This window comes from Belliella aquatica (assembly GCF_014637795.1).
GTDB lineage: Bacteria > Bacteroidota > Bacteroidia > Cytophagales > Cyclobacteriaceae > Belliella > Belliella aquatica.
This window is the reverse complement of sequence record NZ_BMFD01000010.1, coordinates 60,423-85,666: the sequence shown is the minus strand read 5'-3', so window position 1 is coordinate 85,666 and position 25,244 is coordinate 60,423. Positions and strand designations below refer to the sequence as shown.

The window sequence follows — 25,244 nt, the reverse complement described above, 5'->3', positions numbered from 1 at the left end:
AGTCTTGAACTACTATTCCACCAATATCACTTCTATCAAACTATCTGGCAACCCGGCATAATTTGCAGCACTGCTGTATAGATATTCTTCGGGTGACAGTACGATTCCCGCTTCTACAGGATTTTGATGGATGTAATTTAAACATCTTGTCAATTTATCGTTTGTATTCAGCTCAATAGGATGGCTATGCTCTGCCAAACCTGAAAATTTCGGTTGTTGGGATTGAATTTTCCAGCTTTCTCAAAGTGCCATAGCAAAAAGTTTTTTCTACTTTCTTGAGGATTAATCTGTACCTCTTCAATTATCTTGACAGAAGTGAATTTCTTGATGTCTCGGATAATTCCTTCTATTGGTTGATCTGCGTTTCTACCTAAGATAAGATGTACATGGCTAGACATGATACAATATGCACCCAAATCCAATCCTTTGTTTTTTTGACAATATCTGATGGAGTCTAACAATATATCCCGATAAATCCTTCTGGTAAACAAGTCAATCCATTCAATGATGGTAAAGGTGACAAAATAAAGCTTGTCCTGATCTCGGATTTTATATTTTCTACTCATAGGGTAAAAAGTTTTGGTTTAAAAGTCTATTTAAATTTAGGCTTTTGGGTTGTTATTGTCAACAGGGGGTTGGTTAAATTCGGTGGGAATGGTTCAATTTATAAGACGAATGGTTCAAGACTTAGTCTTGGACCAATTTTGGTAGCAGTCTTCAGACTGCTTTCGCCACAGTCTGAAGACTGTGGATTTTATGGTCCAAGTCTGAAGACTTGAACCACTCCATCTCCCGTCCCTTCCTCTTCTGCACCCTGGCTCTTCGCTAAAAAGCTCCACCGGAGCTTTTTTTAACGCTCAGTCCTCCCCCGCATTCCAATATGCCATTCGTTCGCAGCTCGTTACTTCGATACTATAGAAATCAAATTCCTGCGTGACTTTGCCTTTGATCAGGTAGATGCCACGGCCTTTGAAAGGGTGCCTTTTGACCACAGGAGGGAAGTGTACCGTGTCAATCCAATCTCCTTCTCGATCTACAAAAGTCCCGAAGTTCATCACGTCTCCCTTTACAGTTCTGGTGTATTTGATCGTGACGAGATAGCCGATAATCTGCACAGATTTACCCAAATACTGTTTCATGTCTCGAGCCTTGATGCTGGAGACAGTTTGATCTTTGACAAGATGGAATGGAGAGTCTAGGGGGAATTCTAAGATTTCGATTTGATCTACAATTTCTTGCCTTACATCAGAATCCTCCAAATCAGGTACTTCTAATTCCCGAAAGCCTGTTTGCTTAAAGAGTTCATTGGCTGTATTTACAGTTTTACGCTTATTGAGAATAAAATGCGCTTCCCAGAGCAAAGCCTGTTTGCTTTTTCCAGTAAACCGAAAACACCCAATCCGAATCAAGATCAGCACCTGCTCCAAGCTGATGCCCACCCGAGCTACAAAATCTGCTAAACCTAAAAAGAAACCATTTTCATGCCTTTCGGTGAGTACTTTTTCGATGCTATTTTTCTCTATAAACTTCAGATGTACAAAGCCCAAATACACCGTCTTGCCCTTAATTTTGGTCAGGTAGTTACTTTCATTGATGTCGGGAGCTAGGATTTCGGCACCGTTCATGCGGAGTTCGTGGATGTAGAATTCTGTGTGATAGAATCCTCCGAAATTATTGATCACTCCGACCATAAATTCTAAGGGGAAGTAAGCTTTCAGGTATAAGCTTTGATAACTCTCCACAGCAAAGGAGGCTGAGTGCCCCTTAGCAAATGAATATCCCGCAAAACTCTCTATCTGATGCCAGACTTCTTTGGTGATTTTTGGATCTCTTTCTAATCTTTGACAGTTGCTAAAAAACTGATCTTTCACTCTCTCAAATTCATCTTTTGATCGTGATTTCCCACTCATACCACGACGGAGGACATCCGCTTCGGACAGACTAAGCGCTGCAAAGTAGTGAGCCACTTTGATCACATCTTCCTGATAGACCATGATTCCATAAGTTTCAGGCATAATTTCCTTCATGACTGGATGAGCCATTTCTCTTCGCTCTGGATTGACGTGACGGAGGATATATTCCCGCATCATCCCCGATCGCGCCACGCCAGGACGGATGATGGAACTGGCAGCGACGAGCTCCAAGTATTCATCGGCTTTCATCTTAGCCAACAGCATCCGCATGGCGGGAGATTCTACATAAAAGGCACCGATGGTATGCGCTGTTCGGAGGAGGTGTTTGATTTTCGGGTCTTTTTTGAATTGCTCTACTTGTCTGATATCCACTTCTACACCCTGATTTTGATAGATGATTTCTATTGCACTTTTGATATGTCCCAAGCCTCGCTGAGAGAGGATGTCAAACTTGTGCAAACCAATATCCTCTGCAATATGCATGTCGATGTGTGCAAGCGGGAATCCCTTAGGTGGCATCTCTGTTGCGGTGTAATAATGAATAGGTTTATGGGAAATCAAGACGCCACAGGCATGGATGGTCAGGTGTGAAGGCATGCCGTGGAGAACTTGACTGTATTTGATAATCAGCTTTCCATACTGATCTGGAATGTAATCGGACTTAGCGGCATGATAGATCAGTGATTCGATTTCTGTTTTTGGAAGCCCAAAGACTTTTCCAAGTTCCCGAAGCATGGAGTTGGCTTGGAAAGTGCTATAAGAGCCCAAGAGTGCGACATGTTCCTGCGTTCCTTTATTGTATTTGTCAAAAATATACTGCGTCACCTCATCCCGGTCTGTCCAGCTGAAGTCCAAATCAAAATCAGGAGGATTTTCCCTATAAAGATTGATAAATCGCTCAAAGTACAAATCCAGTTCAATTGGATCCACGTCGGTGATGTAGAGGCAATAAGCCACGATGCTATTGGCTCCACTACCTCTGCCGACATGGTAGAAGTTTTTGCTATAAGCAAATTTGATGATATCATAATTGATCAGGAAGTAAGAGACGAAGCCTTTTTGCTGAATCAGTTCCAGCTCTTTTTCTATCCTCGAATTGATAGTAGGATTCAGGTCTTTGTATCTACTCAGCGCACCTTTGAATGTCTCTCTCCTGAGGTAATCGTAGTCTTCCCAGTCGGAACCGAGGATGTCTCTTTTGTTTTTGACCGCTTGGAAATAGAAGGAAAACTGACATTGTTCCAGCAGCTTTTGGGCATTGTAGAGTAGGTAGCTGTGATTTTCGCAGCGTCTAACCATATCGGCGTAGCTGTAGAGCATGTCGCAGACATTTCCTTGTTCTTCTACATCTAGCTTACTCAATAGCGTATTGCCATCGATCGCTCGGAGGAGGCGGTGGGCATTGAATTCGATCTTGGAGCTAAAAGTGGCAGGTTGGAGTAAGACTAATTTTTCTTTCTGACGAAACCAGCCTGATTTGCCGATTTTATTGAGTTGATAAGGGTGAACGCCGATGAATTCATTTTCCCGCAGGGTAAAAACCTTCTCAGAAAAAGGGTAAACGATAAAGCTGTTTTGAAATGAAGGGGCTTTTTCTTTGAAAGGTATTCCTTTGGGTTGGTGTTGGGAAAGGTGGAGGTTGAGCTCGTAAAAGCCCTCTTGGTTTTTGGCCAAACCAATGTACTGCTGCCTCACTCCATTTCGAAAATCTATGCCGATTACAGGATGAATTCCATTTTTTTGTGCTTCCTTGATAAAGGGAAATACACCTGAGACTGAATTGATATCAGTCAGCGCTAGCGCATCTAGTTTTTTACTTTTGGCTTCGCTGACAAGTCCCTCAACAGATAAGGTGCCGTATTTGAAGCTATAATATGAATGGCAGTTGATGAACATTAGGGTTAATTGAATTTTTCTTCTTGAAAGATACCTCTGTGACATAAGCCTTCCTTTGGTTGACGAAATCAATGGATATATACCTTCGGCGATATATATACTGGCGCAGGTGTCATAATGTAAGATGTTAATTATTTAAACATTTGTATGTTTATAATTTAGTCATATTAATTTCATTGAAGCAAGTCTGTGAAGGAAATTGTCGATGAAAGTTTTTGGACTGCCAATAAAATGAGTGAAATTGTAAAACAGATAGTTAGCCTGTATAGAAAATCGTGTTTTTAGGACTATGGAAGAGTGGATCAATTACTTAGACAGCATTGTAGAGCAGCAATTGCGATGGGATATTTATAAGACAATCTTAATTATCATTGTCTTATGGGGGATAAAAAAAGCGGCTTTTAGAATCATAGGGTCAAAAAGAGAAGAGACAGAACTCAAAAAATTCTATCACTGGAGAAAAACCGTTCAATATACAATCGTATTCTTGGGCTTTTTATTGATTGGGAATATTTGGATCAGCAACTTTCAATCGATCACCACATTCTTGGGTTTACTTTCGGCGGGGATCGCTATTGCATTGAAGGATATTTTCATCAACATCGCTGGATGGATGTTTATTCTTTGGCGCAGGCCCTTTGACATAGGAGATAGAATTCAGATTGGTGATTTTAAGGGAGATGTAGTTGATACGCGAGTTTTTCAATTTAGTATTTTGGAAGTAGGAAATTGGGTAGATGCGGAGCAAGCTACCGGTAGGATAGTACATGTTCCCAATGGGATGGTTTTTTCATCTCCTCAGGCCAATTACAGTCAAGGCTTCGATTATATCTGGAACGAGCAGCAAATCAATATCAGTTTGGATTCTGATTACAAAAGGGCAAAGTTGATTTTGACTGAGATGCTTGATGAAATCTTCAAGAAAGAATATCGCGGAATTCAAATTGCACTAAAAAGAGCACAAAGGGAGCATTTCATTTCTTTTACTCAATATACTCCGGCTGTATATGCCAAAATTCATGAACGAGGAATACAGCTTTCACTACGTTACCTGTGTAATCCGCGGAAGCGTAGATTTTTTGAACATTTAATAACCGAAACGATTATCGACCGATTCCAAGAAGAAAAAGCAGTCAAAATTGTATATCCTACCACGTCAGTGATTTTGGAGCACGCAAAGAAGAGAGAAGATTGAAGCTTCTTATTTTGAGTTGAGAAATACTTTTCTAATTCCTATAAATACAAGAAGAAATACATTGTAGCCAATAAAAAATGGGATAATAAATTTAATTAGCCCAATTGAAAGAAGGACTGAAATAAGGAGAAGCTGGAAACCAAGTCCGTAGATGGAAATCATCGACATAAACCATTTTGGAAAAGCTGGGGCGTCACTTGCGTTTTTATCGAGTTTGAAAATCAGTTTGTCAAACGCTCCATAAAGAATGTTGTAAGTGTCATAAAGGAAATCCACTGTGCTCTGGTTTTCTATTGGAAAGGCCTTAGGACGTTCATTTTCAATAATTTTACTGGTTCGCTCTCCGCCTTCTGTATTATGTCTCAAAATGACATAGTAATAATTGTATAAAGTACCTTGGATTTGGATGCTGATAAACGCCAATAAAGTAATCCAAATAGAAGAATCAGTGACGTACCAAATCGCCGCGAGAAAGAGAAAGTTGAGGAAAATATCAAAAATAGAATCCAAATAGCGACCAGTGTAAGAGGGACGATTTTTTGTACGGGCTAATTCACCATCGGCTGCATCAAGAATAGATTTGATGATTAAAAAAAGCCCTGCGGTGAAGTAATGGCTATTCAAAATGCAATAGATAGCAATCAATCCACTAATTCCAAACAGATAAGTTACTTGAACAGGAGTAATGCTGGTATGCTGAACTCGGTTGACAAATGCTCTTGCGAAAGGTCTCCCATAGTCGGAGACATCGACAAACTTTTCATCAGAAGATAATTTGGACATGATTTATTTGCTGCACTCCACTTAAAATCTTGCATATTTTAAGCCCTGCCTGTTGATTAAATAATGTGTATAGCAATCAGAACCCACAAATTTCACTTATTGTTCAATAGTGCTTTTAATCAGTGCTGATAAGTTGATTCGATAAGCTGGTTTTCAATGCTTAAGATTTTTTTTTCAAAAATAATTTTGACTTATAAAAACAGATACCTATGTTAGTGTCATAATATACTATGACAGTAAAACAATAAGATATGATTTCAATAAAAAAGTTGAGTTTTTCTTATCCAAAAAAGCCCAGGCTTTGTGAGGAAATGGATCTGGAATTGGGAGAGGGTAAAATTATAGGACTCTTAGGGATGAATGGAGCAGGCAAATCCACCTTGATGCGCCTGATGGCAGGATTGCTCAAGCCAGTTTCAGGTGAAGTGAAGTTTCACGAGGTTTCTACATTTGACAGAGCAGTCTCATTTTTGAATCAAATGATTTTTGTTCCTGAGAAAGTTTCTGTACCGGAGTTTTTGAAAGTGAATGAATATGTAAGTATCTATAAAGATTTTTATACAGGATTTGATTCTGATCGATTTGAAAAGTTACTCTCAGAGTTTCAGATTATCGGGAATCAAAGAATTTCTAACCTATCATTTGGTCAGCAAAAGAAGCTGCAAATAGCAATTGGATTGAGCACTGGGGCGAAGTTGCTGCTATTCGATGAACCGACAAATGGCTTGGATATTCCTTCAAAAAGTACATTCAGGAGAGTGCTTTCCGGTAGCCTGCAAGAAGATCAGACCATGGTTATCTCCACGCATCAGGTCAAGGATATTGAGAACTTGGTAGATCAGATCATTGTCTTAGATGAAGGGAAAGTGAAGCTTCATGCAGATCTGGAAGCCTTAGAAAATCAATTTGTCTTCTCCCAAGGACCGCAAGCTCCTGAGCAAGCTGTTTTTGTAGAATCACACCTTCTTGGAGCTCAATATATAACAAGACAGCCTGAAGGAGAAGGTATTTCTGGTGGCAGCCCTGACTTAGAATTATTATTTAATGCAGTGATCGCAGGCAAATTGACCAGTGAATTTTTATCAACTCAAAATCAAGTAACACATGAATAGTTTATCCTTATCCAGAATTCTCAAGCTAATTAAGTTTGAATTTTTGCTTCATAGGAAGTTTTATTTGACGATGTTGGTGGGGGCTTTGATGTTGATCTCCTTGATTTTTCTCATTGTATGGGAACAGATAAGTTTTTCTTCTAAAGTTTGGAGGCAAGAAAATTATCAATATATGTATGTATGGTATCTTTTGGCTGTGGCAATATTTATTGTGGGGCAAAGTTTCAAAGATCTAAGAACCAAAGCCTCTTCCGAACGCTATCTTTTACTGCCAGCTTCACACATGGAAAAGTTATTGGCTCAAGTATTCACGATAGTTAGTTTAACAGTAATTGTAATGCCTATTGTGTTTTGGTTAGGGTCACTTTTAGCTAGGGGAATTGGGCTTAGCTTGATGCGAAGGTTATTAAAAATAAATTTTTCCGAAAAAATTGAGTTTTTGAGTTTTGAATCTTTATGGATATTGCCAGAAGGGCAGCTATGGTCTGCTTACGCATTATTCATAGGTATAATCTTTATTGTATTTTCTTCTATGTTTATGGGAGGAGTGTATTTTGGAAAATTGAGCGTGGTCTTCACACCATTGGCAAAAGTCCTTTTTGTATTAATTACTCTTCTTTCATCTATGGCTTTATTCAGTTGGCATAGAAATAATAATATCAATGTAGATGATCTGGAGGTTTTTGATGGAGTTCCTTTATTTGTTTTTGTACTTATTCTTTTACTTTTCTCGGGAAGTTTTTTGAGCTACGTGATTTCATATTACAAGCTAAAAGAAAGGGAGGTTTAATATGGAATTTAGCGATGGTAAAACCATATTCATCCAAATTAGGGACAGACTGGTCGATCAGATTCTCACAGGGAAATTACTTCCAGGAGACAAGATCCCTTCTGTCAGAGAATTGGCAGTGGACTTGGAAGTCAATAGAAACACGGTCATGCGAAGCTATGCTTTAATGGAAAATGAAGGAATAGTGGATAACAAACGGGGAATAGGCTTTTTTGTGTCGGAACAGGCTAGGGAACGCTTGATCAAGGATGAAAAAGAACTTTTCCTCAAAGAGGAACTCCCCAAGCTGGTGCATCAAGCAAAAGTCTTGAAAATGGTTCCCGCTGACTTTAAAATGCTTTTAGATCAACTTAATGAAAATCAAAATGAAAACAAGTAATAAAATTTTATTCTCTTTTTTGGGTTTTGCGTGGCTGAGTATCATGGTCTCTTTGATGGTTTCTTACAGATACTCAAATCCTACTGGAGTTGTTATAACCAACCAGACATTTGTAGATGAAAGTCCAATATCTGGAGACTTCTCCGTAGTTTTTATTCAGAATTCTGGGGTTATAATACTCGGAAATGATGGGGATAAAAGGGTTGACTATGTTAGATTAAAAAGTGATAAAAGAGGAACGAAGGAATATGGTGATCCAGCCCCTTACTTTTTAGAAGTAAGACAAGATACCTTGTTTATTCAAGGAATGCAGCAAAAACCAAATGGAGGATATTCTCTTTACATCGGAGATAGTATTAAGTCTTTGGTTTTGGAAAATGTCAGGGAGGTAATTGTACGAAAGGATCTTAAATTTGATAATTTAATTGTTCAAGCTATGAACTCAACCTTGAAGTTACAAAAAGGTCATGGACTAAGTGCTCTGAGTTACTCTGGTATTTCAGATTCTCGCTTGTCAGTAGAAGGGATGTCTTTTCTTTCCATTTATCTGCAAAATAGTAATGCGGATATTCAAGGTGACCTTGGTGAGATTTCTGGAGAGTTGATTGGAGCTGAGCTCTCTCTTCCGCTCAAAACGGGAGGAATGAATCTAAAAAAGGATGATTATTCTAAAATTAGAGTGGCTACTCGATAGATTTTTATTTAATAAATCAAATTCCATCGTTATATAGAGATCAAGGGTACTTAAGACCCTTGATTTTATTTTTCAATTTCTCTAATCGAAGAAATACATGCTTATTTTCGATCGTAATCGAAAAATCACATGTTTATTTTCGGTTATGATCGAAGAATTACATCAAATCCCCACTCCATTAAAAGGATTGAATCTCCGTCTGCCAACCTGCATGCCAATGGCACGGCAGACGGTTTTGTCTCCGTATTTGATATTCAATCGGTCCAAAGCTTGGTAAAGCCTGATTTGTTCTTCGGAATCTTCGAATAGATTGATCTGATAGTTGCCATGCACCAAGCTGCTGAATCGTACGCCGATCAGACGGATTAGCATGCGGCGGTTATAGAGTTTTTTGAAAAGACCTTTTACCACAGTGATCAGCGTATGGTCTGTGGAGGTATAAGGAACTCGCTGCTGTATGGTATGCGTATCAAAATCCGAATAACGAATCTTTACACTCACACAAGCGGTGAGTTGCTGCTTTTGGCGGAGCTTGGATGCTAGCTGCTCGGTCATGGCGATCATGTTGGCTTCGAGCATATTGACATCAATGGTGTCTTGTTCGAAAGTGTTTTCGGAAGAAATAGACTTCGCTTCTGAGTAAGGAGTCACTAGAGAGCGGTCTATGCCATTGGCTTTTTCCCAGATTATGCGTCCGTTTTTACCGAAGGTAGCTTCTAGAAGTTCAGAAGGCATGTTTTGTAAGGTCTGTACCTTTCTGACACCCATATTGTAGAGCGTATGGGAGGTTTTCTCTCCGATCATCGGGATTTTCCGCACAGACAGCGGTGCCAAAAATGGCTTCTCAAATCCAAAAGGAATCTCTTTGGCATTGTTTGGTTTGGCTTCTCCTGTGGCTACTTTAGAGACAGTTTTATTTTCCGATAGTCCTAGGGAGATAGGAAGGCCTGTCTCTTTGAGTATTCGTTCACGAAGTTCTTTTGCCATCTTGAAGCAGCCAAAAAATCTATCCATACCTGTATAATCTATATAAAATTCATCGATCGAGGATTTTTCGAAAAAGGGTACATCTTCTCGGATGATCTCTGTTACATCATGTGATTTTTGACTGTATTTCTCAAAATCTCCCCTAATAATCATGGCTTCTGGACAGAGTTGCCTCGCGGTACGCATGGGCATAGCCGAGTGTACGCCGAATTTTCTCGCTTCATAGCTACAGGAAGCGACTACGCCTCGGTCTCCTGATCCCCCGATGAGGATCGGTTTGCCATTGAGTTTGCTGTCATACAGCCGCTCCACGGACACAAAGAAAGAGTCGAGGTCCATGTGTACGATTTTTCTATTTTCTGGAGTCATTTTCTTTGGGATATAGGTTAAGAGCGCCGTGAAAATCATTTTCACCGATTCTTTTTGAGCAATTGTTAAATATTTTAACAATTTTGTGTCTATAATATAAACTGAATTTTTTAAATTTGAATCATTAAAAAATACCTTTGACAAGGAATGTCACGATTTGAAAAATGAACGGTTTTTCTTCAGAAACAAAGAGGGAAAAAATGTGATTCTCAAAAGCTTCTGATTCAAGTAATTCCTTATCAACATTTATAACATCCATTAATCCTATATCACTACCATGCCTTCTTTAAATTCAAACATCAAATTTCTCCGAAGAGCAAAATCGCTCACTCAGGAAACCTTAGCAAATGCCATAGGGATCAGCAGGTCCAAGTTGGCAGGTTATGAGCTAAACATCAATCCACCCTTAGATACTTTATTGGCGTTTTCGGATTATTTTGGGGTGTCGGTAGATTTATTGATCAGAAAAGATCTGAGCTCGCTTTCTGAGTACAAGTTGCGACAGGTCTTGGAGACAGATCAGTTTCTCAAAGGGAAAAATCTGCGAATTCTCACCACCACAGTTGATGTAGATGGTAGGGAACTGATAGAAGTGGTTTCCCAAAAAGCAAAAGCCTCCTATTTAGCAGGATTTTCTGATCCTGATTTTATTGAGGAGTTGCCTAGATTTTCTTTGCCATTTTTACCTACAGATAAGAAGCACAGAGTTTTTCAGCTTGATGGGGATTCCATGCTGCCGATTCCGGAAGGCGCTTGGATAGTGTGTGAATACATGGATGATTGGACTGCGCTAAAGGATGGGGAGAAATACGTAGTCGTCACAGAGCAAGATGGGGTGACTTTCAAAATCGCTTACAATCAGATTAAGGAAAAGGAGAGGTTATTGCTTTGCTCAAGCAATCCGATTTATAAGCCGTTCTATGTGAATATTTCAGAAGTAAGGGAACTGTGGAAGTATAGGTTGGTGATTTATTGAGATGTCCGATGTGAGGGTTTTGGAGTAGTTAATTCTTAAATTTTGTCAAAATCTGCAAATAACATGGGAGATTCTAAGACAAAACAGCTTATATTTCGTTACTACAATATTGGCGTGAAAGTATTTATTGATCATTGAGTTTTAACCTTAAAAAAGACAGTAGATATGAGAGAGTATGCAGTGATGGAGACGCCTTTGGGCAATGTCAAAGCAGAAGTCTTTGACGGTTATTTGATTTCTTTACAATTTACCGAAGAACCTGAGACAGATACCTTCCTAGATGGGGTATTGATGGATGTCAGGATTCAGTTAGGCTTATACTTTCAGGGGAAGCAAAAAACATTTGATATCCCTGTGGCGCTTGGAGGTACTGATTTTCAAAGGAAAGTCTGGTTGGAGATCAACAAGATTCCCTTTGGGAACACAAAAACCTACGAGCAAATAGCCCTGAATCTTGGGAGTCCAAATGCTGTGAGAGCAGTAGGTTCAGCGATTGGTTCCAATCCTATTTTGATGATGCTACCCTGTCACAGGGTCGTGGGCAAACAGGGACAATTGACCGGTTATGCGGGAGGTGTATGGCGCAAGTCAGAACTTCTTGAATTAGAAAATAAAGATAAAGTGGGAATACAGTCTGTGTTGGGTTTCTCAAACTAGGCAAAAATACCACTTCCAAAAAGCTTCGTAAAGGGTGATTATTTCTTCTCTTTTTACGAAGCTTTTTTTATGTATAATTGCTAGAAAACCTTTATTTTTGATCTAATTCAGATCCTAATGCAGGCAGTTCAGATCATTCCATATTCCGAGCAATATCAAATTCATTTCCAAGAAATCAACTTGTCCTGGGTAGAGGAGCATTTTTCTGTTGAGCCTTTTGATTTGGAGCAATTGCAAAATCCTGAAACTTCCATCCTAAATTCAGGTGGAGCAATTCTGTTAGTAAAAGAAGGAGACAGGATTGTAGGAACTGTGGGTTTGAAGTTTGTGGATCATGGGCTTTTTGAAATGATCAAGATGGCCGTAATTCCAGAATATCAGGGAAGGGGAATTGGGAGGTTGCTTGCAGAAGCGATCATCCTTGAAGCAAGGAAAATAGGAGGAAAGAAACTTCAACTTTATAGCAATACCAAGCTGATTCCTGCCCTTGGGCTTTATCGGAGTTTAGGTTTTGCAGAATTGCTGCCTGAGTGTGGCAAATACCTCCGATGTGATATCAAAATGGAACTTAACTTATGAAAGACATGATCAAAATTAGGCAAGGTAGCATTGAAGAGGTAGTTGCATTAAGTCAGAGAGTCAGCGAATTCTATCAACCATATTCAGAAAAAATATATGAAGACCGTCTCAAACAGGTTACCCATTTAATATTGATTGCAGAGGTTGATGGTGTGCAGGTAGGCTTCAAAGTGGGTTATCAACGTGATTCGGCACATACTTTCTATTCATGGATGGGAGGAGTATTGGATTCTCACAGGAGAAAGGGCGTTGCTACGAAGCTGGCCGATGCGCAAGAGCTTTGGGCCAAAAACCAAGGTTATCTCAAAATCTATTTCAAGACTAGAAACAAGCTTTCTAAGATGATTCATTTTGGATTGAATAGAGGTTTTATGATTGTAGATTTAATTAAAAAAGGTAAAATTGAAGATTATAGAATTGTCATGGAAAAAGTGCTTTAGGTAAAGATCAAATCTAATTTTACTTATCATGAAATAAGTTCTACCTTTGCAGTCCGAAAATCGGAGTGAGTTTTACATAGCGGTTCGATTACCCGCTTTACCAAAAATTATGATGGATAAGAAAACAGCAGTAGCAGCAGGGACAATGCTTCCAGTCATGGAAGCTTTTTATACGATTCAGGGAGAAGGCACTTTTTCAGGTCATCCCGCATATTTTATCAGATTAGGTGGATGTGACGTAGGTTGCGTGTGGTGTGATGTCAAAGATTCTTGGGAAGCTGAGAAATGGCCTGTTTTGACTATCCAAGACATTGTCGCTGAGGCAAAGCAATATCCATGTCGAAAAGTGGTCATCACAGGTGGAGAGCCATTGATGTATGATATGAATCCACTTACGGCTTTATTGAAGCAAGAAGGATTTACCACACATATAGAAACATCTGGAGCACATCCTTTTTCAGGGGATTTCGATTGGGTTTGTTTTTCTCCGAAGAAATTCAAGGCGCCACATCCAAGTATTTATGAGGTAGCAAATGAACTGAAAGTTGTCATTTTTCATCAATCCGATTTTGAATTCGCTGAAAAACATGCTTCTCAGGTCAATGAGGCCTGTAATTTACTTTTACAGCCTGAGTGGAGCAAAGCAAAAATTTTCACTAATGAGATAATAACTTACGCAAAATTACATCCAAATTGGAATATATCCCTACAAACACATAAATTTATGAACATACCATAAATCTATGAAGCAAGGGCTCCTCTTTATATTCTTATTTTTAATTTCCTTTACAGGCTTTAGCCAAACCTATACGATTATAGATAGTAGGGCTATCAAACTGCATCAGGAAGGAGATGAATTGATCCAAAAGAGGATGTATAATGAGGCAATAGAGAAATTCAAAGCTTCTATCAACAGAGAAGCTAATTTTTTGGAATCTTATCTGAAGTGGGGCAGAATCCTATTGACACAGGGATTTCCTGATCAAGCGGTAGAAGTTGCCGACCGAGGCTTAGGCAGAAAAGTCAAGGCTCCAGCGAATTTACTAGGTGAGATTGCTTGGCTAAAAATGCATTCATATCTGAAGTTAGGAGATTTTGAAGCTGCGATTCTGGAATTTGAGCAAGCTCGAGGTTTAATTAATGCAAATTTTAAACTTACGCGTCCCTTTAAGGAAATGGAAGAGCAAATTCATTTTATTAAGTCGGAGCTTGAGCAATCTTATGATATAAAGAAGGAAAAACTCGCAGAACCATTGAATCAATTTGCTTTACAGTATTTTCCAGTGTTGACGGCTGATAGTAAGAAAATGCTTTTTACCAAGCGAGATGGACTTGCCAATTATGAGCATGAAGATATTTTTGTATCCTATTACAATGAAGATTCACTTGTGTGGGGATCACCTCGCAGTATTGCATCAAGTATCAATTCTGCTTACAATGAAGGTACCTGCACGATTTCTGCTGACGGGAAAATCTTGATTTTCACTTCCTGCCAAATGCCTGATTCCTTTGGGGATTGTGATTTGTACATTTCATATAAGGTTAATGACGAATGGCAACGTCCTGTTAATATGGGAAAGAATGTGAATTCGCGTGTATGGGATTCGCAACCGTCTTTGTCGGCAGATGGAAGGATTCTTTTCTTTTCTTCAAATAGAAGAGGAGGATTTGGAGGTAAAGACATTTGGTTTTCCTTGAGAATGCCAGATGGAAGTTGGGCAGAAGCTCAAAACCTAGGAGACAAAGTGAATACATCTAAAGATGAGGTTTCTCCATTTATTTATTTTAATAATGAAATTTTATTTTTCGCTTCTGAAGGACATACAGGTTTTGGAGGTCTTGATTTGTTTATTTCAAGAGTAAAGGCTGGTGAATTTGAGGATCCTGTCAATCTTGGTTTCCCCATCAATGACCATCAAGATCAGTTGGCTTTATTTATCACGGCGCAGCGAGACTACGCATATTATACGGAGACAGTCTTTAATAATGGAGTTCAAGAGCGGTCTTTTCTTTACAAGTTTGAGTTTCCGGATCAAATTGATTTAGGAGAGCGCTTGATGGTGACTGAAGGTAAGGTTTTGAATAAAAACACCGGAGAGCCAATTCAAGCGAAGCTATCTTTGGTTGATTTGGTTACAGATAGTACTTTGTATCAGTTTGAGTCCGATGGCAGGACGGGTGAGTTTACCATGCTTTATCCAGACAAGCCTGCTTCAGGCTTGTATGTGGAGAAGCAAGGCTATCTGCCAAAGATTTATAACGTGGATAGAGATAGTCTTCAGAACAAAAAGAATTTAGATGTAGAACTTACGCCTGTGGCAGCAGGAGAGGAGTTTATTTTCGAGAATATATTTTTTGATTTTGATAAGGATGACCTGAGGTCGGAATCCAGAAGTTCTCTAAGGCGTTTGATTTCATTCATGAATGACAATCCATCCATTAACATTTTGATCGCAGGTCATACGGATAATGTGGGTTCAGAGGCTTACAACAAAGACTTAAGTCTAAGAAGAGCTGAAAGCGTAAAGTCCTTTCTGATTTTGAATGGTATCCATCAGGAAAGGTTGAGGACGATGGGTTTTGGGTCGACTAAGCCAGTAGTTGGAAATGACAGTCCAGAAAACAGAGCTATTAATAGGAGAATTACAGTAAAAATTATTTAACTGGTTTTATTAAATACGGTATGGGGTTTTTAAAGAATTTTTGCGCTTTTCAAATAAATTTTTTTAAAAACTTTTTACCACTAAAATTAACTTTGATTTTTAAAAATTATAAATAAATTTTATCAATTAGGTTTCTTTCCCATCAGAAAAAGCAAATAAACTTATTATTAAGTTTTAAGAATGTAAAAGCGAATCTGTTAGACTGATACAACTGAGATTAGTAATGGAAATTTTGTCAGCTTCAATTGTCCGGTTTTTTACATTTTTATCTTCTTCACCAAAAAATAAATTTCTTAACGCTTTAGGTTTAAAAAAGTTTCATTTTTTTTTGAAAAAGTTTTCCCTGAAAAAATAAATTAATGTTTCCTCTAACCAGTTAAAATATGTTAAATACTCAATATTACCTTAATTAGTAAAATTTTATTCTGTTTAAGGTATTTTTATCAGAATTTTAACTAAAATATTTTTTTTGTTTTAATATTTTTATCGATTAAACTCGGTGATAAGTTTCACCTTAATTAAATATTATGAGAAAAAGTTTACTACTTCTTTCCTTGTTTATGTTATTTGGTTTTTATGCCAATGCACAATCTAGGGAAGTGAAAGGTACTGTCATTTCAGGAGAAGATGACCTACCAATTCCTGGTGTTAATATCCAGATTAAAGGTACTACGAAAGGAGTCGTTACAGACTTTGATGGTAACTATTCCATCATTGTTCCAGATAACGATGCAGTGGTTTTGATCTTTAGATTTATTGGATTAGAAACACAAGAAATTAGTGTTGGGAATCGTTCAATCGTGGACGTTACTTTGGGAACAGATTTAACAACACTCGGAGAGGTTGTTGTGACTGGGGTTGCAGCTGCTACTCCTATCAAAAAGCTTCCATTTACAGTAGCATCTGTAGGTGAAGATATCATCCAACAAGTACCTGCAGCAAATGCTGGTTCTGCTTTGGCTGGGAAACTTCCTGGTGTAAGAGTTAGACCAAGTAATGCTCCGGGAGGTGGTCCAGCAATTCAATTGAGAGGTTCTACATCAATCTTTGGTAGCTCAGCTCCACTTATTGTATTAGATGGTGTTTTGATTGAAGGAACATTAGCGGATATAAACATGCAAGACGTTGAGCGTTTTGAAGTATTGAAAGGTGCTTCTGCGGCTACACTTTACGGATCTCGTGCTGCTAATGGTGTAATCGCGATCACGACCAAAAGAGGGAAAGACCTTAAAGTAGGTACAACTCAAGTAATGGTTCGTAATGAAGTTGCTTTTGAGAATGCTTATATTTCAAGATCTCCAAACAAAACCTTGCACCATTCTTTTGAATTGAATGCTGACGGTTCTATTAGAGTAGATGGTACTGGACAAGGGGTTCCAAGAATTCCAAATATTTCTGACCAACCTTTCCCTTCTTACACGAATCACGTAGAAGATTTCTTCACTGGTACTACAGTTTTGACAAACTATGCTAGAATTCAGAGTAGAGGAGCAAATAGCAATACGATGGTATCTTTTGAGCATCAGAATGCATCAGGTGGTATTCCCCTGCATGATGGTAACAGAAGATATAACTTGAGATTCAATAATGATCAAAAATTAGGCACACGTTTTACATTATCTAACAGTGCGATCTTTATCAGAACTCAAAATGATAACAGAAGTAGATATATCCGTACTTTGATCATGATGGATCCTAGTGCCGATTTGAATGAATTGAATGAAAATGGAACACCATACAAATTCAATGTGAATAAATTCTCACCAACATCTGAATTTAATCCTTTCTATCAGATCTCTAATAACCAAGCTTCTCAAGTTAGACAAAGAATTATTGCAAACTCTACTTTGAAAGTTGAATTGACTGAAAGTTTATTCTTTGAAACAGCTTTTGGTGTTGATACTTGGGATACAAACTCAAGATCTTTCCAAGATATAGGTTACTTAGCCAATCAAGGTGAGCCAGGTCGTGGTTCATTAGCAAGAGGTTATTCTAATACATTAGCGATTACTACTTCTGCGAGACTTGCTTATGTAAAAAGAATAGGTGATTTGAACTTAAGGTCAAATCTCTTCTACCAATATGAAGATGCTAACGGAGAAAGTTTCTCTGTGTCTGGTAGAAACTTAGGTGTACAAGGAGGATTTGATTTCTTTGGTAATGTTACTTTGTCTCCGGAAGATGGACTTCCATTCTTATCTGCAGGAGCTTCAAATACCCAACAAGTAAGAGCGGATAACTTCTCATTCTCTGTAGGTGGTGATTATCAAGAAAGATATTTGTTTGACTTTGTGGTAAGAAGAGATGGTGTATCTCTATTTGGTGCTGAGGAAAGATGGCAAACGTTCTTTAGAGGTTCTTTAGGTTACAGAATTTCAGAGGCTGTGAAAATTAATGGTATTGACGAATTGAAAATTGGTGCTTCTTTAGGTACTGCCGGAGGTAGACCTGGATTTACAGATCGATTTGAAAGAGCAAACATTAATAATGGTGTGATCAGCAGACCAACTGTTCTTGCAAACCCATTCTTGAAACCAAATATCACTACAGAATTTGAAGGGATATTGAGCATGGAATTCTTGAAAAAGTGGTCGTTCAACGCTTCTTACTCTTTCCAAGATAATGCAGATCAAATCATGTCTGTTCCGATTTCAGCTGTAACAGGCCGTACAAGTCAGGTACAAAATGCGGGTACCTTGGAAACAAGTACTTTAGAAATTAGCTTAGGATATAAGGCAGTACAGACATCTACCTTTGGATTAGATTTCATATTGAACTTCGATAGAACTAGACAAGAGATCACATCTTTCAATAGACCTGATTTGCCTGTGAATGGTGGTTTAGGTTTATTCTCGAGAGGTGGTGGTATTTATACGCAACTTTATGGTGTTAAACTTGTTAGGTCTTTGGATGATTTGACTATCAGACCTGATGGAACTGTAGCTAACGTAGCAGGAGGCCTTACTCTAGAAGATTTTGAAATTAATAGAGAAGGATATGTGATTAGAAGAGGCACTGAATTTACTTCTGCTGAGAGTGCTATCATGGTTACAGACGAAAATGGTGTGTTTACACAGACCAACATTATTGGTAATGGTCAGCCTGATTTCTTTACTTCATTGATCACTAACTTTAGATACAAAAAATTAAATATTTTCATGCTTTGGGAATATCAAAACGGTGGAAATGTTTATAATCAAGGTGCTCAGTGGTTGGCAAGAGATCAGTTGCACCCAATGTTTGATCAAGCAGGTTTTGCTCCAGACGAAAGAAAGCATACAAGTTATTTCTTGAGTATTTACAATCAGAATAGATACACAGATGCTTGGGTAGAAGATGCTTCGCATGTTAGATTGAGAGAATTAGCTTTCAACTATGATTTAAACAATGCAGATATGACAAAATTAGGAGTAGGTTCAGTATTCAAATCAGCAAAGCTAAGTTTTGTTGCTAGAAACTTATTGTTGATTTCTAAGTACTCTGGTTTTGATCCTTCAACTGGAAGTTTTGTTCTTCCTGTCGATGATTTCAATTTGCCACTAGTAAGAAACTATGGTGCGTCTGTAACTTTGACATTCTAATAAATAGAAAATAATATGAAAAATAATAAATTAATCTTTTCATTTCTTTTAAGTTTAATCATGGTTTTCTCTAGTTGTGAGGACCTTGAGGTAGAAGATTTGAATGCGGCATCCTTAGCGGATGTTTATGCTAACCCATCTGACATTCTTTCCGTCGTAGAAGGGCAGTACACTCTTTGGTGGGATGGGATACAAAAAAATGAACCTAATATGGCCTTGTCAGTTACAGGTGAGGGGATCTCTGCCTCTTGGGGTAACTGGGGGATGTTTGATCTTGGCGCTAAGCCTAGATTGCCATTCAATAACACCTTAGCTTATGGTAACCGTTTTATTTTGACGCAGCCTTGGATTAGAAATAATCAGGTTCTTGGAGCAATAAGAGAAGCGTTATTTGTTTTAGAATCCGAATTCGGTGGTCAGTTGATCGATCCTGAGACGAATACAGACTTGACAGCGAATGTGCTTGCTAATTCTAAAGTATTGCAAGGCCTTGCATTGGGTTGGAATGCACTTTTGTTTGACCAATCTTATGTAGCTGATGAAACTCTTTCTGAAGATGAGCTTGCAAATATTGAGTTTGTCCCCTATCCTGAGGTAGCTGCAGCAGCTGTACAGAAATTTGAAGAAGCAGCAGCGATTTTCGAATCAAATCCATCTGCAGAGATTTCTCAAATACCTGGTCAGGTTATGTCAGGTGCTGAAGCAGCTGCTTTTTGTAGAAACTATGCTGCGATGATCTTGGCATATTCTGCTAGAACTTCGGCAGAGACTGAGGCTTTGGATTGGGCAAAGATAGTTTCTTTGACTAATACTCCAATGGTTAAGGATTTCTCTCCAAATGGTGATGGTGGTTTCTCTTGGTGGTCAAGATTGTTGATTCAAGGTCAGCTATCTCTTTGGTCAAGAATGAGTCAAAGAATTGTGAATATGATGGAAGGTGGTACAGGTGGACCAACAACTGTTGATACACAAACTACAACGGCTCCTTACCCATGGCCAGAAAATACAAATACGCTTCCTGCGATCACTAATCCTGTGGACAAAAGGTTGAATATTTATACTGTACACGTTGCTGGTAACACATTCCAGCCGGCGAGAGGGTATCATTTCTTCAGTAATAGAAGGTCTATTAGATATGTAGACTACTTGTTACAATATACTGGTCCTATTGCACACTTGACCAAAAATGAAATGGGTCTGATTAGAGCTGAGGCTTTGGTAAGAACTGGCGGAGATAAATCAGCTGCTGTTGGGTTTATCAATGACAGAAGAGTATCTGTAGGAGAACTTGCTGCCGTAGCTGCGAGTGCTTCCAATGATCAGATCTTGGACGCGATTTATTATGAGCATTTTGTTGAGCATTACTTAGATGGTGTTGCTAAGCCTTGGATGAATAGAAGAAGAACTACTGTTGAGAGACATGGTTTGATTCCAGGAACTGTAAGACAGCTACCAGTTCCTGCGTCAGAGTTGGATTTGAGAGGTTTACCTGTCTATACATTTGGAGGAGATAATTAATATCTTTCAATATTCACTAATTAAAAAAAAGCCTTAAGATTTTTCTTAAGGCTTTTTTTTAATGCTTCAAAGAAATTTAGTCCATATTTTTGTTTCATTTACGGTCATTTTTTAAAATTTCTTGAAAAAAAATTTTGTTTGGTTAATGTTTTTAAAACCAAAGAAGTAAGTGTTCATTCGATAGGAAATTTTTAATAACAAGAATTAAGATTGGTGTTATCCTAAAAATAAATAATTGTTAATTTTTTACATCAATGGTTCTAGTGTCGTTTTATCTAACACTTTTGGATTGTATTTAGTTAATAATTACAATTGCATATTATTTACATCAAATAAATACAAATATGAGGAAAGTTTTACTCTTAGGATTCACGCTCCTTTTCATAAGTGCTATGGCATTTGGACAAAGTCGTGTTATTACTGGAACCGTTATTTCGGGAGAAGATAATTTACCTATACCGGGAGCATCGGTGTTGGTAAAAGGTACTACAGTCGGTGTAGCAACTGATCTTGATGGAAAATTTTCAATCAATGTTCCATCTGATAAAAATGTATTAGTAGTTAGTTTCGTTGGATTAGAGACTCAGGAATTAACTATTGGGAATCAGTCCATCATTTCAGTTACATTAAGACCAGATATGAAATCACTTCAAGAGGTGATTGTAGTTGGTTATGGTGAAATGACTAAAAGAGAAGTAACAGGCGCTATTTCTTCTGTTAGTTCTGAGGATATCAAAAACTTACCTGTTGCGGGTATTGACCAAGCTATTCAAGGTAGAGCAGCGGGTGTTTTGGTAAGTTCTGCATCAGGAACACCAGGAGGTGCAATCAGCATTAATGTAAGAGGTACAGCTTCAATTTCTGCAAGTAATGAACCTTTATACGTTGTCGATGGTATGCCTGTTTACAGTGGTAACACTTCAAGTGTCGGCCGTGGAGGTCAGACTACAAACGTGCTTTCTCAAATTAACCCAAATGATATTGAATCAATTGAGGTATTGAAGGATGCTGCATCAGCTGCGATCTACGGGTCAAGAGGAGCAAATGGTGTTGTACTTATCACAACTAAAAGAGGTAAGGCAGGAAAAGCTCAAGTTGATCTTTCAATTTACAGAGGTATACAAGAACCAACTAATCGAGTGGAGAATGTTACAGGTTCTCAATGGAGAGAATTGATGAACGAATCAAGAACGAATGATGGTAGACCAGCTTTATTCACAGATGCTCAGGTTGCGGAAGCACCTGATGCAGACTGGTATGGTTTAATCTTTCAGCAGGGATCTATCGAAGATTATAACGTTTCGGTTAGAGGTGGATCTGATAACACACAATTTTTCGTTTCTGGAGGAATGTTCAAAAATGAAGGATTCATGGGAGGGTTTGATTTCACTAGATATTCTACAAGTATATCTGTAGATCACAAGTTCAGTGAGAGAGTTGATTTGAAATCAAATCTAAGATTGGTAAATACTAGACAGAATCTAAGAGGTAATGATAACAACATCTTCGGTGTATTTAGTGCAGCAACCTTGGCAAGACCAGATTTTGAGCCTTTCTTGGAAGACGGAAGTTACAACCATGCTTTCAGTACATTGATTGCGCATCCTCAAGCATTGATTCGGGAAGTTAAGAATGAACTGAATGAATATAGACTTCAACCAAATATTTCAGTTGGATATAAAATCATACCTGGTTTGAGATTTGAAACATCTTTTAGAGCAGATATCATCTACGGTAGACAGGATGTGTATAATCCTAATACAGTAAGAAGTGGTTTTGCAACAAACGGTACAGGTACCCAAGCCAACAACTTATTTACAACTTATTTGAATGAAAATATAGTGTCATACTCTAAGACTTTTGGGGATGATCACTATTTTGATGCTATTTTAGGTCAATCTTATCAGAGATATGTCTCTGAAACTGGATCTGTTACAGGTATTAATTTCCCAGGAGCGGATTTTAAATATATCACTTCAGCAGCTGAAGTGAATGCAGGTAGTTCTTTTAGAACTGAATATGCGCTTTTATCATATTTTGGTAGAGCAAATTACCGTTGGAAAGACAAATTATTGGTATCTGCAAGTTTAAGATCTGATGGTTCATCAAGATTCGGTGAAGAAAACAGATACGGTATATTCCCAGCAGGTTCTGTAGGTTATATCTTGTCAGAAGAAAGTTTCTTAAAGAATTCAGCTGTTATCAGTTTATTAAAAGGTAGAGTGAGTTACGGTGTGACTGGAAACCAAGACGGTATAGGTAATTTCCAAGCATTGAATTTGTATTCAGCTGGAGCTAATTATCTTGCTTCTCCAGGTTTTGCACCATCGCAATTACCAAATGGTAGATTGAGTTGGGAAGAAAGTAGTACATTGAACTTTGGTTTAGATATGGGTTTCTTGAATGATAGATTCCAAGTGTCTGCTGAATATTTCGTTCAAAATACAACAAACCTTCTTTTGAATAAGCCAATACCAAATACTTCAGGTTTTGGATCCATTACAGAGAATATTGGTTCAATGAGAAACAATGGTGTTGAACTTTCCCTATCAGGAAATATCATCAACAAGGGAGGATTCAATTGGAATTCACAGTTCAACATTTCATTTATTAAGAATGAAGTAACTGCGATTGTTGATGAAAATACACCAATCAACTCACTACAAAGTAGAGCAGCAGTTGGTCAGCCTTTAGGAGCATTCTTTATGATCAAATCCAATGGTGTAGATCCAGAAACAGGCGATTTGATGTTTGTAGATTTAAATGAAGATGGAGCAATTACACCAGATGACAGACAATACGTAGGTAAGCCAAATCCTGATTTCTTTGGTGGTTTGAATAACACATTTACTTACAAAGGTTTTGATTTGAATGTCTTTTTACAGTTTACTTATGGATTTGATGTAATCAATAGATCTGCACAATTCAATCAACACTTAGGATTTTCTGCATGGGGGATGTCTGAATTAGCGTTACAGAGATGGCAGCAGCCAGGTGATATCACTGATATCCCTAGAGCAACTTCTCTAGACCCAAATAGAAACAATAGAGTAGATTCTGACAGATGGTTAGAAGATGCTTCTTTCTTAAGATTGAAGAACTTATCATTAGGTTACACTTTACCGGGTAATGTATTGCAAAGTATTGGAGTAAGACAATTCAGAATCTATGCAATGGCTCAAAACTTAATCACTTGGACCAAATACACAGGTTGGGATCCTGAATTGAACTCTCAGCCAGGGGCTAATATTGCGAGAAATTATGATTTCTTGACTTTCCCACAGGCGAAAACGTTTACACTTGGTCTTAATCTAGGATTTTAAAGTTAAGAATGATGAAAAATATATTTAATACAAAAATTATAGGCTCTTTACTGGGTGCTGCGATGCTTCTGTCATCTTGTTCGGACGAGTTATTAGAGCTAGAACCAGTAGATTCATTGTCTTCAAACCTTGTGTTTGTTAATCAACAAGGTGCTAATGCAGCTGTTTTAGGATTATACGGCGGCCTTGCTGGTGGTAATAATCTTGGGTTCAGAATGAATGTGGTAGGTGATATTGCTTCTAATGATGTATCACACACAGGTTCGTTTAATACCTGGAGAGATTTAGATCTAAAAAATTGGGATGCCGTAAATGGTGAGATTGGTGCTATTTGGGCTTCTGCCTACAATAATATCAATAGAGCTAATAATATTATTACTCAAGTTGATGGTATTGATATGGCTCAATCGTTAAAAGATCAATACAAAGGCGAGGCATTGTTCGTGAGAGCATTAAATCACTTTAATCTTGCGAATTATTTTGGTGATGTTCCTTTGGTTTTGAGAGCTACAGCAGCTCCTATCGACGAAAGTTATTTCGTTGCTAGAGATCCTAGAGCCACAGTTTATGCAGGTGTTTTGAAAGATTTGACTGATGCAATTCCTTTGCTGCCTGTTTCTTACACATCTAATAATAACACTAGACACAGAGCCACTAGAGGTGCTGCTCAAGCTTTATTAGCTAGATTATATCTTTATACAGGAGATTATCCTAATGCAGAAACTGCTGCTACTACTGTAATTAGTAACAGTACGTATGCCTTAGTTCCTTTTGAAAATCAGGTAGCTGGTAAAGGAACAACTGAAGCTATATTTGAAATTTTCTTTGATGCAAACAATCAAAATCCAGTTACTTTCTGGTATGGAAGAGACAATGGAGGTAGATTTGAATTTGGAGCAACAGAGAGTCTTTGGAATTCTTATTCAACAGGTGATTTAAGAAGAGCTGCATCTATCAGAGAAGAAGCTCCTGGAGTATTTGTGAATTTCAAATACAGAGACAATACTACTGGTACTGATGGAGTTCACGTACTAAGGCTTGCAGAGATGTATCTTATAAGAGCTGAAGCTAGAGTTAGAAATAGCGATTTTGTTGGTGCTGCTGCTGATTTACAAGTAATCAGAAGGAGAGCATTCAATGATCAGTCTCTTGTAGTTACTTTACCAGCTAACATAGAACAAGCAATTGATGTGATTTTAGCTGAAAGGAGATTAGAATTTGCTTTTGAAGGTCATAGATGGCATGACATGGTAAGAACAGGTAGAGCAGTAGATGCTTTTGAAATCCCTGTTTGGAGAACATTGATGCCAATTCCTCTAAATGCAAGAGATGTCAATCCTAACCTTACTCAGAATCCAAATTATTAATTAAGTAATTAATCTAGAGCCA

20 protein-coding genes are annotated in these 25,244 nt (G+C 38.1%); 15 read left to right on the top strand and 5 right to left on the bottom strand.

Annotation, left to right across the window (positions count from 1 at the left end; translation table 11 throughout):
• Positions 1-12 precede the first annotated feature (12 nt).
• The 3 genes from IEV57_RS19395 to IEV57_RS13710 form a co-directional block, all read right to left on the bottom strand.
• Positions 13-198: a hypothetical protein gene (locus IEV57_RS19395; protein WP_229744481.1), complete on the bottom strand. Its 186-nt coding sequence runs from the start codon at positions 196-198 to the stop codon at positions 13-15.
• Positions 168-566: a transposase gene (locus IEV57_RS13715; protein ID WP_229744480.1), complete on the bottom strand. Its 399-nt coding sequence runs from the start codon at positions 564-566 to the stop codon at positions 168-170. The genes IEV57_RS19395 and IEV57_RS13715 overlap by 31 nt, the downstream gene beginning before the upstream one ends.
• 291 nt (positions 567-857) lie before the next feature.
• Positions 858-3,809 carry a DNA polymerase III subunit alpha gene (locus IEV57_RS13710; protein WP_188443610.1) on the bottom strand — a complete coding sequence of 984 codons (2,952 nt, stop codon included), beginning with the start codon at positions 3,807-3,809 and terminating at the stop codon, positions 858-860.
• 289 nt (positions 3,810-4,098) lie between these two features.
• Between IEV57_RS13710 and IEV57_RS13705 the strand changes: the two genes are divergently transcribed.
• Complete coding sequence (locus tag IEV57_RS13705) at positions 4,099-5,004, top strand: mechanosensitive ion channel family protein (RefSeq protein ID WP_188443609.1); 906 nt, start codon at positions 4,099-4,101, stop codon at positions 5,002-5,004.
• A gap of 6 nt (positions 5,005-5,010) precedes the next feature.
• Here IEV57_RS13705 and IEV57_RS13700 read toward each other — a convergent pair whose 3' ends face one another.
• Positions 5,011-5,787: a CDP-alcohol phosphatidyltransferase family protein gene (locus tag IEV57_RS13700; RefSeq protein WP_188443608.1), complete on the bottom strand. Its 777-nt coding sequence runs from the start codon at positions 5,785-5,787 to the stop codon at positions 5,011-5,013.
• A 251-nt stretch (positions 5,788-6,038) separates the two neighbouring features.
• On the opposite strand from IEV57_RS13700, the gene IEV57_RS13695 reads away from it, so the two are divergent.
• From IEV57_RS13695 to IEV57_RS13680, 4 genes are read left to right on the top strand one after another with little or no spacing between them, the layout of a single operon-like run.
• The gene (locus tag IEV57_RS13695; protein WP_188443607.1) at positions 6,039-6,899 is read left to right on the top strand and encodes an ABC transporter ATP-binding protein; all 861 of its coding nucleotides are present in this window, start codon (positions 6,039-6,041) and stop codon (positions 6,897-6,899) included.
• Positions 6,892-7,689: a hypothetical protein gene (locus IEV57_RS13690; RefSeq protein WP_188443606.1), complete on the top strand. Its 798-nt coding sequence runs from the start codon at positions 6,892-6,894 to the stop codon at positions 7,687-7,689. Before IEV57_RS13695 ends, IEV57_RS13690 begins: the two co-directional genes overlap by 8 nt.
• Position 7,690: 1 nt before the next feature.
• Positions 7,691-8,068 (top strand): GntR family transcriptional regulator, encoded by a 378-nt coding sequence (locus tag IEV57_RS13685; RefSeq protein WP_188443605.1) that lies wholly within the window; start codon positions 7,691-7,693, stop codon positions 8,066-8,068.
• Positions 8,055-8,762: a hypothetical protein gene (locus tag IEV57_RS13680; RefSeq protein ID WP_188443604.1), complete on the top strand. Its 708-nt coding sequence runs from the start codon at positions 8,055-8,057 to the stop codon at positions 8,760-8,762. Before IEV57_RS13685 ends, IEV57_RS13680 begins: the two co-directional genes overlap by 14 nt.
• 162 nt (positions 8,763-8,924) lie before the next feature.
• On the opposite strand, the gene dinB is transcribed toward IEV57_RS13680, so the two are convergent.
• Positions 8,925-10,157, bottom strand: coding sequence for a DNA polymerase IV (gene dinB, locus IEV57_RS13675; RefSeq protein WP_188443653.1), 1,233 nt, complete (start codon positions 10,155-10,157; stop codon positions 8,925-8,927).
• A 238-nt stretch (positions 10,158-10,395) separates the two neighbouring features.
• Between dinB and IEV57_RS13670 the strand changes: the two genes are divergently transcribed.
• The 10 genes from IEV57_RS13670 to IEV57_RS13625 all read left to right on the top strand — a co-directional run bounded on the left by IEV57_RS13670 (position 10,396) and on the right by IEV57_RS13625 (position 25,222).
• Positions 10,396-11,094: an XRE family transcriptional regulator gene (locus IEV57_RS13670; protein ID WP_188443603.1), complete on the top strand. Its 699-nt coding sequence runs from the start codon at positions 10,396-10,398 to the stop codon at positions 11,092-11,094.
• Positions 11,095-11,259: 165 nt separating this feature from the next.
• A complete protein-coding gene (locus IEV57_RS13665; protein WP_188443602.1) occupies positions 11,260-11,751 on the top strand; it encodes a methylated-DNA--[protein]-cysteine S-methyltransferase in 492 nt (163 codons plus the stop codon).
• Between the two features lie 117 nt (positions 11,752-11,868).
• Positions 11,869-12,330: a GNAT family N-acetyltransferase gene (locus IEV57_RS13660; RefSeq protein WP_188443601.1), complete on the top strand. Its 462-nt coding sequence runs from the start codon at positions 11,869-11,871 to the stop codon at positions 12,328-12,330.
• A 5-nt stretch (positions 12,331-12,335) separates the two neighbouring features.
• Positions 12,336-12,770, top strand: a complete 435-nt coding sequence (locus tag IEV57_RS13655) for a GNAT family N-acetyltransferase (protein WP_229744474.1) — start codon at positions 12,336-12,338, stop codon at positions 12,768-12,770.
• A 112-nt stretch (positions 12,771-12,882) separates the two neighbouring features.
• Positions 12,883-13,509, top strand: coding sequence for a 7-carboxy-7-deazaguanine synthase QueE (locus IEV57_RS13650; RefSeq protein ID WP_188443652.1), 627 nt, complete (start codon positions 12,883-12,885; stop codon positions 13,507-13,509).
• A 4-nt stretch (positions 13,510-13,513) separates the two neighbouring features.
• Positions 13,514-15,433, top strand: a complete 1,920-nt coding sequence (locus IEV57_RS13645) for an OmpA family protein (RefSeq protein WP_188443599.1) — start codon at positions 13,514-13,516, stop codon at positions 15,431-15,433.
• A gap of 527 nt (positions 15,434-15,960) precedes the next feature.
• Positions 15,961-19,014, top strand: coding sequence for a SusC/RagA family TonB-linked outer membrane protein (locus tag IEV57_RS13640; protein ID WP_188443598.1), 3,054 nt, complete (start codon positions 15,961-15,963; stop codon positions 19,012-19,014).
• Between the two features lie 15 nt (positions 19,015-19,029).
• Positions 19,030-20,532, top strand: coding sequence for a hypothetical protein (locus IEV57_RS13635; RefSeq protein ID WP_188443597.1), 1,503 nt, complete (start codon positions 19,030-19,032; stop codon positions 20,530-20,532).
• Between the two features lie 344 nt (positions 20,533-20,876).
• Complete coding sequence (locus IEV57_RS13630) at positions 20,877-23,855, top strand: SusC/RagA family TonB-linked outer membrane protein (RefSeq protein ID WP_188443596.1); 2,979 nt, start codon at positions 20,877-20,879, stop codon at positions 23,853-23,855.
• Between the two features lie 8 nt (positions 23,856-23,863).
• Positions 23,864-25,222, top strand: coding sequence for a RagB/SusD family nutrient uptake outer membrane protein (locus IEV57_RS13625; protein ID WP_188443595.1), 1,359 nt, complete (start codon positions 23,864-23,866; stop codon positions 25,220-25,222).
• The last annotated feature ends 22 nt before the right edge of the window (positions 25,223-25,244 follow it).

Bases quoted from the DNA above. Each gene is read 5' to 3' on its own strand.
- IEV57_RS13665 (WP_188443602.1), top strand. From the start codon at position 11,260: ATGAGAGAGTATGCAGTGATGGAGACGCCTTTGGGCAATGTCAAAGCA.
- dinB (WP_188443653.1), bottom strand. From the start codon at position 10,157: ATGATTTTCACGGCGCTCTTAACCTATATCCCAAAGAAAATGACTCCA.
- IEV57_RS13680 (WP_188443604.1), top strand. From the start codon at position 8,055: ATGAAAACAAGTAATAAAATTTTATTCTCTTTTTTGGGTTTTGCGTGG.
- IEV57_RS13650 (WP_188443652.1), top strand. From the start codon at position 12,883: ATGGATAAGAAAACAGCAGTAGCAGCAGGGACAATGCTTCCAGTCATG.
- IEV57_RS13705 (WP_188443609.1), top strand. From the start codon at position 4,099: ATGGAAGAGTGGATCAATTACTTAGACAGCATTGTAGAGCAGCAATTG.
- IEV57_RS13640 (WP_188443598.1), top strand. From the start codon at position 15,961: ATGAGAAAAAGTTTACTACTTCTTTCCTTGTTTATGTTATTTGGTTTT.
- IEV57_RS13685 (WP_188443605.1), top strand. From the start codon at position 7,691: ATGGAATTTAGCGATGGTAAAACCATATTCATCCAAATTAGGGACAGA.
- IEV57_RS13700 (WP_188443608.1), bottom strand. From the start codon at position 5,787: ATGTCCAAATTATCTTCTGATGAAAAGTTTGTCGATGTCTCCGACTAT.
- IEV57_RS13695 (WP_188443607.1), top strand. From the start codon at position 6,039: ATGATTTCAATAAAAAAGTTGAGTTTTTCTTATCCAAAAAAGCCCAGG.
- IEV57_RS13625 (WP_188443595.1), top strand. From the start codon at position 23,864: ATGATGAAAAATATATTTAATACAAAAATTATAGGCTCTTTACTGGGT.
- IEV57_RS13655 (WP_229744474.1), top strand. From the start codon at position 12,336: ATGATCAAAATTAGGCAAGGTAGCATTGAAGAGGTAGTTGCATTAAGT.
- IEV57_RS13630 (WP_188443596.1), top strand. From the start codon at position 20,877: ATGAGGAAAGTTTTACTCTTAGGATTCACGCTCCTTTTCATAAGTGCT.
- IEV57_RS13635 (WP_188443597.1), top strand. From the start codon at position 19,030: ATGAAAAATAATAAATTAATCTTTTCATTTCTTTTAAGTTTAATCATG.
- IEV57_RS13715 (WP_229744480.1), bottom strand. From the start codon at position 566: ATGAGTAGAAAATATAAAATCCGAGATCAGGACAAGCTTTATTTTGTC.
- IEV57_RS13645 (WP_188443599.1), top strand. From the start codon at position 13,514: ATGAAGCAAGGGCTCCTCTTTATATTCTTATTTTTAATTTCCTTTACA.
- IEV57_RS13670 (WP_188443603.1), top strand. From the start codon at position 10,396: ATGCCTTCTTTAAATTCAAACATCAAATTTCTCCGAAGAGCAAAATCG.
- IEV57_RS13690 (WP_188443606.1), top strand. From the start codon at position 6,892: ATGAATAGTTTATCCTTATCCAGAATTCTCAAGCTAATTAAGTTTGAA.
- IEV57_RS13710 (WP_188443610.1), bottom strand. From the start codon at position 3,809: ATGTTCATCAACTGCCATTCATATTATAGCTTCAAATACGGCACCTTA.
- IEV57_RS13660 (WP_188443601.1), top strand. From the start codon at position 11,869: ATGCAGGCAGTTCAGATCATTCCATATTCCGAGCAATATCAAATTCAT.